Origin of the sequence: Streptomyces sp. AHU1, assembly GCF_045343905.1 — a bacterium.
Taxonomy (GTDB): domain Bacteria; phylum Actinomycetota; class Actinomycetes; order Streptomycetales; family Streptomycetaceae; genus Streptomyces; species Streptomyces triticiradicis.
In genome coordinates this window covers 6,131,681-6,146,609 of sequence record NZ_CP174283.1, presented here as the reverse complement: position 1 = coordinate 6,146,609, position 14,929 = coordinate 6,131,681, and the positions used below count along the sequence as shown (strand labels likewise).

Annotated in this window: 12 protein-coding genes; 5 read left to right on the top strand and 7 right to left on the bottom strand. The window is 72.6% G+C overall.

Annotated elements, in window-relative coordinates; genetic code table 11:
- The first annotated feature begins 113 nt into the window (after nucleotides 1-113).
- Complete coding sequence (locus ACICHK_RS27520) at nucleotides 114-1,520, top strand: maltokinase N-terminal cap-like domain-containing protein (RefSeq protein ID WP_406838959.1); 1,407 nt, start codon at nucleotides 114-116, stop codon at nucleotides 1,518-1,520.
- 47 nt (nucleotides 1,521-1,567) lie between these two features.
- Entirely contained in the window at nucleotides 1,568-3,865 is a 2,298-nt protein-coding gene (gene glgB / locus ACICHK_RS27515) for a 1,4-alpha-glucan branching enzyme (RefSeq protein WP_406838958.1), read from the top strand.
- Between the two features lie 12 nt (nucleotides 3,866-3,877).
- Here glgB and ACICHK_RS27510 read toward each other — a convergent pair whose 3' ends face one another.
- The 4 genes from ACICHK_RS27510 to ACICHK_RS27495 all read right to left on the bottom strand — a co-directional run bounded on the left by ACICHK_RS27510 (nucleotide 3,878) and on the right by ACICHK_RS27495 (nucleotide 7,659).
- The gene (locus ACICHK_RS27510; protein ID WP_406841336.1) at nucleotides 3,878-6,133 is read right to left on the bottom strand and encodes a HelD family protein; all 2,256 of its coding nucleotides are present in this window, start codon (nucleotides 6,131-6,133) and stop codon (nucleotides 3,878-3,880) included.
- A gap of 179 nt (nucleotides 6,134-6,312) precedes the next feature.
- The gene (locus tag ACICHK_RS27505; RefSeq protein ID WP_318658268.1) at nucleotides 6,313-6,645 is read right to left on the bottom strand and encodes a thioredoxin domain-containing protein; all 333 of its coding nucleotides are present in this window, start codon (nucleotides 6,643-6,645) and stop codon (nucleotides 6,313-6,315) included.
- Nucleotides 6,642-7,070: a MerR family transcriptional regulator gene (locus ACICHK_RS27500; RefSeq protein ID WP_151472238.1), complete on the bottom strand. Its 429-nt coding sequence runs from the start codon at nucleotides 7,068-7,070 to the stop codon at nucleotides 6,642-6,644. Before ACICHK_RS27500 ends, ACICHK_RS27505 begins: the two co-directional genes overlap by 4 nt.
- Nucleotides 7,071-7,137: 67 nt before the next feature.
- Complete coding sequence (locus ACICHK_RS27495; protein WP_406838957.1) at nucleotides 7,138-7,659, bottom strand: Lrp/AsnC family transcriptional regulator; 522 nt, start codon at nucleotides 7,657-7,659, stop codon at nucleotides 7,138-7,140.
- A gap of 146 nt (nucleotides 7,660-7,805) precedes the next feature.
- On the opposite strand from ACICHK_RS27495, the gene ACICHK_RS27490 reads away from it, so the two are divergent.
- On the top strand, nucleotides 7,806-8,708 hold the full coding sequence (locus tag ACICHK_RS27490; protein WP_406838956.1) for an NAD-dependent epimerase/dehydratase family protein: 903 nt from the start codon (nucleotides 7,806-7,808) through the stop codon (nucleotides 8,706-8,708).
- Between the two features lies 1 nt (nucleotide 8,709).
- Nucleotides 8,710-9,600 carry an aldo/keto reductase gene (locus ACICHK_RS27485; RefSeq protein ID WP_406838955.1) on the top strand — a complete coding sequence of 297 codons (891 nt, stop codon included), beginning with the start codon at nucleotides 8,710-8,712 and terminating at the stop codon, nucleotides 9,598-9,600.
- Nucleotides 9,601-9,631: 31 nt separating this feature from the next.
- Here ACICHK_RS27485 and ACICHK_RS27480 read toward each other — a convergent pair whose 3' ends face one another.
- Nucleotides 9,632-10,396 carry a DUF2127 domain-containing protein gene (locus ACICHK_RS27480; RefSeq protein ID WP_406838954.1) on the bottom strand — a complete coding sequence of 255 codons (765 nt, stop codon included), beginning with the start codon at nucleotides 10,394-10,396 and terminating at the stop codon, nucleotides 9,632-9,634.
- 68 nt (nucleotides 10,397-10,464) lie between these two features.
- A complete protein-coding gene (locus tag ACICHK_RS27475; protein ID WP_406841335.1) occupies nucleotides 10,465-12,540 on the bottom strand; it encodes a DHA2 family efflux MFS transporter permease subunit in 2,076 nt (691 codons plus the stop codon).
- 178 nt (nucleotides 12,541-12,718) lie between these two features.
- Here ACICHK_RS27475 and ACICHK_RS27470 point away from each other — a divergent pair, with 178 nt between their 5' ends.
- On the top strand, nucleotides 12,719-13,336 hold the full coding sequence (locus ACICHK_RS27470) for a TetR/AcrR family transcriptional regulator (RefSeq protein ID WP_406841334.1): 618 nt from the start codon (nucleotides 12,719-12,721) through the stop codon (nucleotides 13,334-13,336).
- A gap of 154 nt (nucleotides 13,337-13,490) precedes the next feature.
- On the opposite strand, the gene ACICHK_RS27465 is transcribed toward ACICHK_RS27470, so the two are convergent.
- A complete protein-coding gene (locus tag ACICHK_RS27465; RefSeq protein ID WP_151472330.1) occupies nucleotides 13,491-14,909 on the bottom strand; it encodes a cation:dicarboxylate symporter family transporter in 1,419 nt (472 codons plus the stop codon).
- Nucleotides 14,910-14,929 lie beyond the last annotated feature (20 nt).

The window sequence follows — 14,929 nt, the reverse complement described above, 5'->3', positions numbered from 1 at the left end:
GGAAATCTCCCGGACGCACTCGACCGAAAAGGCCCCCGGGCCGGGCGGTTTCCACGGCTGTGTCCGGGGCACGCATCAGTAATCCCCCGACCCCCGGGGAAAGGACGCGACCCATGTCGGAAGCCGTCACACGCACCGCACCCCCTGGTCCCGGCCTTCTGGCGTCCCTGGATCCACTGCTGCGCGACTGGCTGCCGCGGCAGCGCTGGTTCGCCGGCAAGGGACGACCCGTCACCGGGCTCTCACCGGTCACCGCCACCGAGCTGCTGCCGGCGAACGGCCCGCTGGGCCTCTACCATCTGCTGACGCGGACCCACCAGCCACCCGTGCCGGGCGCCCCGGCCGTCCCCGGCGACTGCTACCAGTTACTGATCGGCGTCCGCGAGGCGCTGCCGCCCCGGCTGGCGCCGGCGCTGATCGGACATCTGACCGAGGGACCGCTCGCCGGACGCACGGTGTACGAGGCCCTGTACGACCCCCAGCCCGCCGATGTGCTCCTGGAGGCCCTGCGCTCCCGGGCCCGCATCGGCGGGCTGTGCTTCGAGCGGGACGCCGGGCAGGAGATACGGCCCGGTCTGGTGCCGCGGATGATGACCGCCGAGCAGTCCAACTCCTCGGTGGTCTACGGGGACACGTACATCCTGAAGGTGCTGCGCCGGATCGTGCCCGGGGTCAACCCCGATCTCGAACTGCCGCTGGCCCTGGCCCGCGAGGGCTGCTCCCGGGTCCCGGCGCCTACCGCCTGGATGCGCACCGAGCTGTCCGGGCGGCCGTACGTCCTGGGCGTGCTCCAGCCGTTCGTGCAGGGTGCTTCGGACGGCTGGGAGCTGGCGCTGCGCGAGCTGGCCAAGGGCGAGGACTTCACCGCCGAGGCACGGGCGCTGGGGCGCGCCACCGCCGAGGTGCACACCGCTCTCGCCCGCGCGCTGCCCGTGGTATCCCTGGGCCAGGCCCAGTTGCGGCCGCTGGTCGACGCCATGACCGAGCGGCTGGAGGCCGCCGCGCGGGCGGTGCCCGTGCTCCGGCCCCACGCACCCGGTCTGCGCACCGCGTTCGAGGCGCTGGCCGACCTGTCCGCCGAGGGGCACACGTGGACGGCCCAGCGCGTCCACGGCGATCTGCATCTCGGCCAGTGCCTGCGCTCCCCGGACGGACGGTGGTCGCTCATCGACTTCGAGGGCGAACCGTCGAAACCGCTCGCCGAGCGCCGCATGCCCCAGCCCCCGGCCCGCGACATCGCGGGCATGCTCCGCTCCTTCGACTACGCGGCCCACTCCGTCCCCCCTGTGCCCGGCACCCCGGGGACGCCCCCGGCGTCCGGCTGGGCCGACGCCTGCCGGGCCGCCTACTGCACCGGATACGCCGAGGTCAGCGGCCTCGACCCGCGCACGGACCCCGTACTGCTGCGTGCCTTCGAGACGGACAAGGCGGTGTACGAGGTCGTGTACGAGGCCCGGCACCGCCCGGACTGGCTGCCGGTTCCGCTGGCGGCGGTACGGCGGCTGGCCGCGTCGTCCTGATCCCCCTTGTGACCTGCCCAGCCCACCCGCCCGAGGAGGCCCCGCCCGTGACGTCCCGCCCCCGGTCCGAGGACACACCGAAGAAGAACAGCGCGAGGAAACCGGCCGCCGAGGAGAGGACGCCCGCCGAGCGGCCGGCGGCCGGGGGCGGACCCGTCCCCGCCGGTGTCGGTCCGGCGGACCGGCGGCGGCTGCTCGACGGCACGCATCACGATCCGCACGGAGTGCTGGGGGCCCATCCGGTGACGGGCGGCGTCGTCTTCCGGGCCTTCAGGCCGTACGCGCTCGGGGTCACCGTCGTCACGGAGGACCTGCGCGCGGAACTGCGCGACGACGGGGACGGCTTCTTCTCGGGCCTGCTGCCGCTGCGCGCGGTCCCGGACGCGTACCGGCTGCTCGTGACCTACGAGGAAGCGGTGCTGGAGACCGAGGACGCGTACCGGTTCCTGCCCGCGCTCGGCGAGCTGGACCTGCACCTGATCGGCGAGGGCCGGCACGAGGAGCTGTGGCGGGCGCTCGGCGCCGAACCGATGGAGCACCAGGGCGTCACCGGCACGCGCTTCACCGTGTGGGCCCCGAACGCCCGCGGGGTCCGGGTGGCCGGCGGCTTCAACTTCTGGGACGGCACGGGACATCCGATGCGGTCGCTGGGTTCCTCCGGGGTGTGGGAGCTGTTCGTCCCGGCGGTCGGCGAGGGCGAGCTGTACAAGTTCGACATCACGCGGCCCGACGGCTCCCGCACGCTGCGCGCCGACCCGATGGCCCGCCGCACCGAGGCGCCCCCGGCGACCTCCTCGATCGTCCACGCGTCCCACCACGAGTGGCGGGACGCGGAGTGGATGGCCAAGAGGGCCGAACGGCCGGTCCACGAGGCGCCGTTCTCGGTGTACGAGATACATCTGCCGTCCTGGCGACCGGGTCTGACGTACCGCCAGCTGGCCGAGCAGTTGCCTGCGTACGTGCGGGACCTCGGCTTCACCCACGTCGAGCTGATGCCGGTCGCCGAGCACCCCTTCGGCGGTTCCTGGGGCTACCAGGTCACCGGCTTCTACGCGCCGACCGCGCGCCTCGGCACCCCCGACGACTTCAGGCACCTCGTCGACGCCCTCCACCGCGCCGGGATCGGCGTCCTCATGGACTGGGTCCCCGCCCACTTCCCCCGCGACGACTGGGCCCTGGCCGAGTTCGACGGCCGCCCGCTGTACGAGCACGCCGACCCGCTCCGCGCCGTCCATCCCGACTGGGGCACCCTGGAGTTCGACTACGGCCGCCGCGAGGTCCGCAACTTCCTCGTCGCCAACGCCACCTACTGGTGCGAGGAGTTCCACATCGACGGCCTGCGCGTCGACGCCGTCGCCTCCATGCTCTACCTCGACTACTCCCGCGAACCCGGTCAGTGGGTCCCCAACGAGCACGGCGGCCGCGAGAACCTGGACGCGGTCGCCTTCCTCCAGGAGATGAACGCCACCGTCTACCGCCGCAACCCCGGGATCGTCACGATCGCCGAGGAGTCCACCGCCTGGGACGGCGTCACCCGGGCCACCCACCACACCGGACCCGGCGGCTTCGGCGGCCTGGGGTTCGGGCTGAAGTGGAACATGGGGTGGATGCACGACTCGCTGGACTACATGTCCCACGAGCCGGTGCACCGCAAGTACCACCACGACGAGATGACCTTCTCGATGGTGTACGCCTACAGCGAGAACTACGTCCTGCCGATCTCCCACGACGAGGTCGTGCACGGCAAACGCTCACTCGTCTCCAAGATGCCCGGCGACTGGTGGCAGCAGCGCGCGAACCTCCGCGCCTACCTCGGCTTCATGTGGGCCCACCCGGGCAAGCAACTCCTCTTCATGGGGCAGGAGTTCGCCCAGGGTGCCGAGTGGTCCGAGGCCCACGGCCCCGACTGGTGGCTGCTCGACCCCGCCTACGGCGCCGAGGCCGACCACCGCGGTGCCCGGGACCTCGTCCGCGACCTCAACACCGTCTACCGCGGCGAGCCCGCGCTGTGGGAACGCGACACCGACCCGTCCGGGTTCACGTGGGTGGTCGGCGACGCCGCCGACGACAACGTCTTCGCCTTCCTGCGCCACGCGGCCGACGGCACCCCGCTCCTCGCCGTCTCCCACTTCTCCCCCGCCGTACGCCACGGCTACCGCCTCGGCGTCCCCGAGGACGTCCCCGCCTGGCACGAGGTCCTCAACACCGACGCCCTCCGCTACGGCGGCGGCGACGTCACCAACCCCGACCCCGTCAAACCCGAACCCACCGGCCGGCACGGCCGCCCGGCCAGCATCCAGCTGACCCTGCCGCCCCTCGCGACGGTGTGGCTGCGGCCCGCCTAGCGGGCCGGGCCGTCACTCCAGCCCGGCGCCCTTCAGCGACGCGGGCGGTTCACCGGTGTACAGGACGCCCAGCGCCTGGGTGGCCCGGGTCAGGGCCACGTACAGGTCGCTCGTCCCGTACGCCGCGGGCTCGACCACCAGGACGGAGTCGAACTCCAGCCCCTTGGCCTGCCGGGGGTCGAGGAGCACCACCGCCCGGGTGAGGTCGGGCTCCCGGCCCGCCGTCACCCCGTCCAGCCGGGCGGCGAGCGCCGCGTGCAGGGGCTTCGGCGCGATCACCGCGAGCCGCCCCTCGGCCGGGGCCAGTTCGGCGACGGCCTCGGCGACGGCGCCCGGAAGGTCGTCCCCGGCCTCCCGCGCCCAGGGCCGTACCCCGGTGGACCGGACGGAGCGCGGCGGCTCGAACCCGGGGCGCTCGGCCCGCACCACACCGGCGGCGACGTCCATGATCTCGGCCGGGGTGCGGTAGTTGACGCCGAGCCGGGTGTGCTCCCAGCGGTCCTGCACGTAGGGGGCGAGGATCTCCTCCCACGAGCCGACCCCCGCCGCCTCGGCGGTCTGCGCGGGATCGCCGACGAGCGTCATCGACCGCGTGGGGCTGCGGCGCATCAGCAGCCGCCACGCCATCGGCGACAGCTCCTGCGCCTCGTCGACGATGATGTGCCCGAAGGCCCAGGTCCGGTCGGCGGCGGCGCGCTCGGCCGCGCTGCGGTGGTCGTCCTCCTCGTGCCGCTCGGCCATCCGCTCGGCGTCGATGATGTCGTGCGCGGACAGGACCTCCGCGTCCTCCTCGTCCTTGTCCTCGAACTCGTACGTCCGTGAGGCGTAGGAGACGTCCAGCACGCCCTGCGCGTAGGCGACCTGGGTACGGCGCTCCCGGTCGGCCAGCGCCCGCGCGACCCGGTCGTCCTCGCCGAGCAGTTCGGCGGCCTCGTCGAGGAGGGGGACGTCCGCGGGGGTCCAGTCCGCGGGGCCGGTCGACGGACGGCGGATCGCCGCCGCGTCCTCGTCCGGGACGTGGCCGTAGGGGTCCGCCAGGAAGTCGGCGACCAGGCGCTGCGGGGTCAGTCTCGGCCACAGCCGGTCGACCGCCGACCAGACCTCGGGGTTCTCGGCGAGTTCGTCGCGGATCTGGGTGATGTCGCTCGCGTCGAGGAGGTTGGAGCCGTCGAAGGGGTCCGTGCCGATGCGCTCGGCGAGCATGTCGGTGAGCGTGTTGAGGATGTGGCCCTCGAAGTGCTCGCGGGCCACGTTGTGGGGCAGCCCGGCCGCGCGGGTGCGTTCCCGGGCGACCCGGACGAGTCCCGCGTCGAGCATGAGCACGTCCCGGTCGTGCTCGATGGCGATCACCGGGTCGGGCAGGGCCTGCCGTTCCCGGACGACCCCGGCGAGCACCTCGGCCATGTCGGCGCGGCCCTTCACGGCGGCCGCCTCCGGCGTGTCGACGGCCCTCGCGTGGACGCCGGGGAAGAGCTCGCCGACGGTCGAGAGCAGCACCCCGGTCTCGCCGAGCGAGGGCAGCACCTCGCCGATGTAGCCGAGGAAGGCCGGGTTGGGCCCGACGATCAGGACGGCCCGCTTGGCGAGCAGTTCGCGGTGTTCGTAGAGCAGGTACGCGGCGCGGTGCAGGGCGACGGCCGTCTTGCCGGTGCCGGGGCCGCCCTCGACGACCATGACGCCCCGGTGCGGGGCGCGGATGATCCGGTCCTGCTCGGCCTGGATGGTCTGCACGATGTCGCTCATCCGGCCGGTGCGGGCCGAGTTGAGCGCCGCGAGCAGCACGGCGTCCCCGGACGGGTCCTCGTGGCCGGTGCGCTCGCGGTCGCCGAGGTCGAGGATCTCGTCGTGCAGGCCGGTGACGCGCCGGCCCTCGGTGGCGATGTGCCGCCGCCGACGCAGGCCCATCGGGGTGTGACCGGTGGCCAGGTAGAAGGGGCGGGCGACCGGGGCCCGCCAGTCGATGAGGACCGGGGTGCGTTCGAGGTCGTCGGCGCGGATGCCGATCCGTCCGATGTGGTGGGTGACGCCCTCGGCGGGCCCGCCCTCCACGGGTGACAGGTCGATGCGGCCGAAGCAGAGCGAGCCGTCCACGGCGTTCAGCGCGGCCAGCAGTCCCGAGCGTTCGGCGACCAGGATGTCCCGTTCGAGCCGGGCCTGCCTGGGTGTGTTGCTCTGGGCGAGCGCGTCCCCGACGGAGACCTCGGTGGCGTCGCGCAGTGCGTCCACACGCGCGTACAGCCCGTCGATGAATTCCTGCTCACTTCTCAGTTCATCGTCGGGGAATTCTGTGTGCGATCCCTTGTTTGACAATTTCACTCCCACCCAGATATACTGCGTCTACTGAACTTCTTCGCGACCCGATTTATTAAAGTCGCGAACCATCGAATATACGCAGAGAAATCCCCCGGGCGCAATTGCCCAGGGGATTTTTTGTGTGCCGGGTGGGGTCAGATCACCTCGGCCAGCTCCTGCAGCAGCCGCCGCTTGGCCCGGGCGCCCACCATCGACTTCACGGGCTCGCCGTCGCGGAAGACCATGAACGTCGGCATCGAGAGCACGCCGTAGGCCAGCGTCGTCTCCGGATTGGTGTCGACGTCCAGCTGGACCACCTTGAACCGGTCGCCCTCCTCGAAGGCCAGCTCGCTGAGCACCGGCCCCATCTGCCGGCACGGCGGACACCAGTCGGCCGTGAACTCCACCAGCACGGGCAGGTCCGAGCCGATCACCTCCGCCCCGAAGTCCGCGTCCGTCACCTCGGCCACGCCTGCCGCCCTGATCATCGCGTCCGCCCTCCCAGTTCGCACACGGGTTCCGGACCCCCCGGAACCTCCGCGTCGGCCGCCAGCGCGTCACGCGCCCGCTCCGCCCGCGCCAGCTGCTCGCCGACCTGCGCGCGCACCGACCGCAGCTCGCCGATCAGCGCGTCGAGCTCGCCGAGCTTGCGCCGGTAGACGTCCAGGGACGCCGGGCACGCGTCGCCCTCGGGGTGCCCGGCCCGCAGGCACTCCACGAAGGGCCGCGTCTCCTCCAGGTCGAACCCGAAGTCCTGCAGCGTCCTGATCTGCCGCAGCAGCCGCAGATCGTGCTCGTCGTACGTCCGGTACCCGTTCTCGCCCCGCCGCGCGGGCAGCAGGCCCCGCGACTCGTAGTAGCGCAGGGTCCGCGTGGTCGTCCCGGCCCGTGCGGCCAGCTCGCCGATTCGCATGACCCCGACGGTAGTCCTTGACGCCGACGTCAAGGCAAGCGTGCGCGGGCGCCCGCCCCGGGAGGGGTCAGCGTGAGGCGCGCGGCAGCAGCGGCTTGCGGTCCACCGGGGACGACAGCACGATCGAGGTCGTCGTCCGTCCCAGCGCGGAGGTCTGCTCCAGGACGTCCTCCAGGTGGATGGTGTCCTCGACGGCGACCTTGAGGATCCAGCAGTCCTCCCCGACGACGTGGTGGACCTCGGTGACCTCCGGGCGGGCGAGGAGTTCCAGCGTCCGGGGATGCTTCAGCGTGTAGCCGCCGTGCGGGTTGACGCGGATGAAGGCCTGGATGCCGTAGCCGAGCCGGGACGCCGACACCTGGGCGCCGTACCCGGTGATCGCGCCCGTCGCCTCCAGCCGGCGCACCCGCTCCGCGACCGCGGCGGGACTCAGCCGGACGCGGCGGCCCAGCTCGCTGAGCTTGATGCGGCCCTCGCTCTGGAGCAGCTCCAGGATCTGCCGGTCGAGCGCGTCGAAGCCCACCGGTGTTTCGCCGGGAAAGGCGCGCGGATGCCGTGTTTCCTTCGGTGCGACAGCCGGATCTCCCATGTCTCCCCCTTCGGAACCGCCCCTTGCGACGGGAGAATTATGACCACAGGCCGACGCACCGTGAACGCCCGGAGAACGGTGCCCGGCGCGGGAAGCGGGACGTACGGGTGCGCGAGGCACGGGTGCGGGGAAATGGGGAGGGCGGCATGCGGGAGATCTGCGTCATCGGCGGAAACCGGTATTTCGGAAAACGTCTCATCGAGCGGCTGGTCGCGGCGGGGGACCGGGTCACCGTCGTCAACCGCGGCTCGTCCGCGCCCCCGGCCGGGACGGTCCATCTGATCGCCGACCGCGACGACGAGGAGTCCCTGGAGTCGGCGCTCGGTTCGCGGACCTTCGACGTCGTCGTCGACCAGGTCTGCTACACCCCGCGCCAGGCGGAGATCGCCCACCGCGTCTTCGCGGGGCGTACGCGCCGGTACGTGATGACGTCCACCGTCGAGGTGTACGAGTACGAGGACTCGGCGGACCCGGTCGGCGAGGACGCCGTGGATCCGCGCACGGTCGCCGTGGACACCGCGCTCCCCTGGGACGACCCGGAGTTCCTCGCGTCGCACTACGGCGAGGGCAAGCGGCAGGCCGAGGCGGTGTTCGCGGCCGATCCGGGATTCCCCCACGTGGCCGTGCGCGTCGCCCATGTGCTGGGCGGGGACGACGACTTCACCGGCCGGCTGGAGCACTACGCCGACCGGATCCGTACCGGCGAGGCGATCGCCGTGCCCGCCGTGAACCGTCCGGCGACCTACATCCACGTCGAGGAGATCGCCGACTTCCTGTTCTGGACGGCGGGCGAGGACTTCACCGGCCCGGTCAACGCGGCCTCCCACGGGACGCTGACCACGCGGGAGTTGTGCGCGGAGATCGGCGCGCACCTCCCGGACGGCCGGACGGTCCTGGAGACCGTCGAGGTGGGCGAGGTCTCCCCCTTCTCCTTCCGCCGTTCCTACGGCATGGACAACTCCCGGGCCGCGCGGCTCGGTTTCCCCTTCGGCGACGCGCGGTCCTGGCTGCCGCGCGCCGTGGCCGAGACGCTCGGAAAGGAGCACTGACATGCGCCACCGCACCCTGGGCGGGCTCCGGGTGAGCGCCGTGGGGCTCGGCGTGATGCCGCTGTCCATCGAGGGACGGCCCGACGAGGCGCGGGCCCTGGCCACGGTGCACGCGGCCCTCGACGCGGGCGTCACCCTGCTCGACACGGCGGACTCCTACCACCTGCCCGGCGACGAACCCGGCCACAACGAACGGCTCGTGGCCCGCGCCCTGGCGACGTACGGCGGCGACACCGGGGACGTCCTGGTGGCCACGAAGGGCGGGCGGGGCAGACCGGCGGACGGCACCTGGACGGTGAACGGCTCCCCGCGCCACCTCAAGGCGGCGGCCGAGGCCTCCCTGAAGCGGCTGGGCCTGGAGGCGATCGGCCTCTACCAGCTGCACAAGCCCGATCCCGCCGTCCCGTTCGAGGACTCCGTAGGCGCCCTGCGCGACCTGCTCGACGCGGGCACGATCCGGCTGGCCGGCATCTCCAACACCACCACCGACCAGATCCGCCGGGCCCACGCGATCCTCGGCGACAAGCTGGTCTCCGTCCAGAACCGGTACTCCCCCGCGGTGCGCGACAGCGACCCCGAACTGCTCCTCTGCGCCGAGCTGGGGCTCGCCTTCCTGCCCTGGAGCCCGCTGGGCGGCATCTCCCGCAGTTCCCTGGACGGCCCGTCCGCCGGCGGGTCGCCCGACGGTCCACGGGAACGGTTCGAGGCCTTCCGCACGGTGGCCCGGGAACACGGCGTGAGCCCTCAGCGGGTCTGTCTCGCCTGGCTGTCGCGGCGGTCCCCCACGGTGATCCCGATCCCGGGCGCCAGCCGCCCGGAGACCGCCCGGGACTCCGCGGGGGCCGCGGACCTGGTCCTGAGCACGGAGGACCTGGCCCGGCTCGGCCCCTGAGCCGGACCGGGCACGCGCCCCGGGGCCGGGGTCAGACCAGGACCCCGGCGGACTCCTCCACCTCCAGGAACGAGGCGCTCCGCCGCTCCGCCTCGAACGCCCGGTGCCCGCCGCGCAGGCCGAACAGCCGTTTGGTGAGGGCGATGTAGAGGACGGCGAGGATGTTCAGGACCAGCGTCGCGATCTTCAGCCAGCTGATGTGCTCGGTGAGTTCGTAGATCTCCAGCGGGAGGAACGCGGCGGTGGCGACGACCGTGAGGTACTCCGCCCAGCGCTTGGCGTACCAGAGCCCGACCGCCTCGACGATCTCGATCACCGCGTACGCCAGCAGCAGGCCCGCGACCAGCAGCAGGGTGGAGTGCTTGTAGCCGAAGGTCTTCTGGATGGTGCCGACCACGGGCGAGTGGTCGAGGTCGTAGTGGAAGTGCCGGAAGACCGGTCTGAGCACGTCGAGGTACTCGTCGAAGAGCCGGCGCACCGCGTCCTGGCTGTTGCTGAACTTCCACACGGCGGCCGCGACCAGCACGATGAACACCCCGCGCAGGGCCCGCTCGATCGCCAGGAAGCGCAGGACGAACAGGTCGCGGAGCACCTTGCCGCGCGGGACCAGGGGCGCCTCGGCGGCCGGTCCGGAGCCGTGCGGGGCACCGAGCGCGAAGTCGCCGCAGCGCAGGCAGCGCCAGACCTCGCCGAGCGCGGTCTGGGCGTGCAGCCGCACCCGCAGGCGCGGGTCGTCCGGCGCGTAGGTGACGTGCCCCTTGCGCGCGCAGGTACGACGGTCCCAGTCGATCTTCATGCTCGGTGTCCTCCGCAGAACGTGCCGTGCCGTGCCGGACGGTCCGGCACGGCACGGTCATGCATGTCCTACGAGACGGCGGCCCGGGGGTTCACGGTTCCGCCGGGCCCCCCGCTCCGCCCCTCGCCTCCACCGGCCCTGGCCTCGGACCTGGCCTCGGACCTGGCCTCGGAGTCGGCCTCGGCCTCGGGCTCGGGCTCGGGCTCGGGCTCGGACGTGGAGTCGGCCTCGGACTCGGACCCGGGCTCAGTCGCGAGCTTGGGCGCGGCCTCGGACCCGGCCTCGGAGTCGGGCTTGGAGTCGGCCTCGGTCTCGGCCTTGGAGTCGGGCTTGGAGTCGGCCTCGGAGTCGGCCTCGGAGTCGGGCTTGGAGTCGGCCTCGGACTCGGCCTTGGGCTCGGACCCGGGCTCGGGCTGGTCGGCGGGCCCGGTCCCGCGCCGGCCCTCGTCCCCGCTCCGGCCGCCGGCGTCGGCGTCGGCGCCCATCCCGGCCTCGCCCTCGCTCCCGGTTCCGGCCTCGCCGTCCGTGCGGGACCTGCGCGGCAGCAGCACCGCCACCAGTACCGTTCCCACGCCCAGGATCACCGCTCCGACGAGGCTGGTGTGCGCCACCGCGTCCGAGAAGGACGAGCCGACCGCGTCCGCCATCTGCCGCGCTCCGTCGGCCATTTGACCGGCCTGCGCCTTCAGCTGGGCCGCCTGCTCGGCGTTCGTCGAGTGCGCGGCCTGCTCACCGAGGGCGCGCGCCTTGTCGCCGATGCCCTGGGCGACGGCGTACCCGGCGCCCACCGAGTCCTGCGCCGTGGCCAGGGCGCCCGCCGGGAGCTTGCTGCCCGCGGTCGCGTCGCCAAGGTGCGAGGAGTACGAACTCGCCAGCACCGAGCCGAGGATGGCGATGCCGAGCGAGCCGCCGAGTTCGAGCGAGGTGTCGTTGACCGCGCCGCCGACGCCCAGTTCGGCCTCGGGGAACGCGCCCATGATGGCGTCCGTGCAGGGCGAGAGCGCCAGTCCGATGGCCAGGCCGAGCATGACGAGGGGCAGGACGAGGTCGCCGTACCCCGAGGAGGCGTCCACCCGGGTGAGCAGGGCCAGCGCCGCCGTGCCGCCGGCCATGCCCGCGGTGACCGTGATCTTCATGCCGATGCGCGGGGTGAGGTAGCCGGTGAGCGCCGAGCCCACGAAGACGGCCCCGGCGAGCGGCAGCATCCGTACGCCGGTGTCCAGCGCGTCGTAGCCGAGGACGAACTGGAGGTGCTGGGTGAGGTAGTAGAAGGCGCCGAAGACGGCCAGGAAGAAGAGGGCGACGGCGAGGTTCGAGCCCGCGAAGCGGCGGTGGGCGAAGCGTCGCACGTCGACGACCGGACGCGGGTGGCGCAGCTCCCACAGCACGAAGAGGAGCAGTCCGGCCCCGGCGACCACGGCGGCGGTCACGGCCTTCACGCCCCACCCGAAGTGCGGGCCTTCGATGATCATGTAGACGAGGGAGCCGATCCAGACGACCGAGAGCAGCCCGCCGACGTAGTCGATGCGGTTGTGGTGCGCGGCCTTGGACGGCGGCACCAGGACCAGCGCGCCGACGATGGCGAGGGCGGCGACCGGCACGTTGATCAGGAACGTGGACGACCAGCCGTGGTCCTCCAGCAGGGCGCCCGCGACCAGCGGGCCGGCGGCGATGGCGAGTCCGGCGGTGGCGGTCCACAGGACGATCGCCTTGGCCCGTTCGGCGCGCGGGAAGGTCGCGGCGAGCAGGGAGAGCGTGGCGGGCATGATCAGCGCGGCGCCGACGCCCATGACCGCGCGGGCCGCGATGACCCCGGTGGCGCTGCCGACGAGCGAACCGGCGACGGCGCCGCCGCCGAAGACGACGAGCCCGAGGAGGAGCGCGCCGCGGCGGCTGTACTTGTCCCCGATGGCGCCGAGCAGCAGCATCAGGGCGGCGTACGGGACGGTGTAGCCGTCGATGACCCACTGCAGGTCGGCGCTGGACAGGCCGAGGTCCTGGGTCATGTCGGGAGCCGCGACGGTGAGGGCGGTGTTCGCCATCACGATGATCAGCAGGCTCAGGCAGAGGACCAGCAGCGCCCACCACCGCCTGGCGTAGGGCCGGTCCATCCCCTCGACCGGTTCGTTCATGACGAGACGCATGGCTACGGTCGCCCTTCCTTCGTCGACGGGCACGGAGATCGTCCGCGCCAGGACTTGCACAGTGGAGTGCAACTGCACAACAGTGTGCAAGATACGAGATTGCACAGTGCTGTGCAAATGAAGGAGGTCGAGGCCCGTGATCACGGAACACGCGGCCGCCCGGGGGCGGGCGGGCAGAATGACAGCCATGACCACGGGTAACCCGAGCCGCGCCGATGTGAACCGCCGCCGCATCCTGGATGTCGCGCTCGCCGAACTGCTGCGCGACCCCGACGCGTCCATGGACCAGATCGCGCGCGCGGCGGGGGTCGTACGGCGCACGGTCTACGGGCACTTCCCCAGCCGCGAGGCACTGGTCGGCACCCTGACCGACGAGGCCGTGGCGGCGGTCGCGGCGGCGCACGCGGCGGGCCGGGAGGGGGTCGTGGACCCGGCCGAGTCGGTGGCCCGCTCGACCCTGGCCGTCTGGGAGATCGCCGACCGCTACCGGCTGCTGGTCGCCCTCGCCCAGCGCAGCGTCACCATGCAGGGCATCCGCGAACGCCTGACGCCGGTCCGCGAGGCCAGCGCGGAGATCCTCCGGCGCGGCCTGGAACAGGGCGTGTTCGCCTCGCCGCTGCCCCCGTACGCGCTGGCGTACGTGCACGAGCAGACCCTGTTCGCCCTCATGGAGGCGGTGAACGACGGTCTCCTGGAAGCCCGCGAGGCGGGCCGCTCCGCCGCGTTCACCATGCTGACCGCGGCGGGCGTACCCGCCTCACGCGCCACCGAGCTGGTGGCGAAGCTGAGCGACTGAATCCCGGAGGCGGTCAGGGACCTCCGGGACCCGGCCGTTCCCAGCCGTGCGCCGGGCGGCCGGGCCCGTGGGGGGATGCCCTGCCGCCCGGCATCCCGGGGCCGGTCCGGACCGGGGAGCGCCAGACCGGCCCCGGGAGCTCTCGGGACCCGCTCTACGCCGTGACCGGCTCCTTCTCCCCGCCCTGCTCCGGCACGTCCGCGGGGACGTCGGAGGGGGCGGCGCCGTCGTCCAGCAGGGTCTTCTCGTCGAAGGGGATCTCTCCGGCGAGGACCCGGGACACCCGCTCCCTGTCGATCTCCTTCGTCCAGGTCCCGATCAGGACCGTGGCCACGGCGTTTCCGGCGAAGTTCGTCAGCGCGCGCGCCTCGCTCATGAAACGGTCGATGCCGACGATGAGGCCGACGCCGTCCACCAGGGCGGGCTTGTGCGACTGGAGGCCGCCGGCCAGCGTGGCGAGGCCCGCCCCGCTGACGCCGGCCGCGCCCTTGGACGCGACCAGGAGGAAGAGCAGCAGCGGGATCTGCTCCCCGACCGCCATCGGCGTGCCCATGGCGTCGGCGATGTAGAGCGAGGCCATGGTCATGTAGATCATCGTGCCGTCGAGGTTGAAGGAGTAGCCGGTCGGGACGGTGATGCCGACCACGGACTTGCCGACGCCCAGGTGCTCCATCTTCGCGATGAGCCGCGGCAGCGCGGACTCGGAGGACGAGGTGGACAGGATCAGCAGGAACTCCCGGCCCAGGTACTTCAGGAACGTGAGGATGTTCAGGCCCGTCACCACGCGCAGCAGCGTCCCGAGCACGATGAAGACGAAGAGGAAGCAGGTGACGTAGAAGCCGAGCATCAGCACGGCGAGGCTCTTCAGGGCGTCCAGGCCCGCGGAGCCGGTGACGGCGGCGATGGCGCCGAAGGCGCCGAGCGGGGCCGCCCACATCACCATGGCGAGGATCCGGAACACGAGCCGCTGGATGTGCTCCACCCCGCGCAGGACCGGCTGCCCGGCCGCTCCCATGGCCTGGAGGGCGAACCCGGTCAGGAGCGCGACGAGGAGGGTCTGCAGGACCTGGCCCTCGGTGAACGCCGAGACCATGGTGGTCGGGATGATCGAGAGCACGAACTCGACGGGCGGCAGCGCCTCCGCCGACACCTGGCCCTGGCCGGCCTGCTTGACCGCGTCGGTCATCGCCAGGCCGCTGCCCGGCTCCAGGACGTTGCCGACGACCAGGCCGATGGCGAGCGCGACCAGCGACATGACCAGGAAGTAGCCGAGCGCGATGCCGCCGACGGCGCCGACCTTGGCGGCCTTGCGGACCGAGCCGATGCCGAGCACGATCGTGCAGAAGATGATCGGGGAGATCATCATCTTGATCAGGTTCACGAAGCCCGTGCCGATGGGCTTGAGCTCGACGGCGAAGTCGGGGGCGATCAGGCCCACCGCGATCCCGAGGACCACGGCGCCGATCACGGCGATGTAGAGATAGTGCGTGCGGTCCCGTCTGGCGGCGGGTGCGGCAGGTGCGGTCTGCGGCGTGCTGGCCACGGCTGCCCTCCTTGACGACGTCGTCGGCATCATCCGGCGTGCGGCTCACG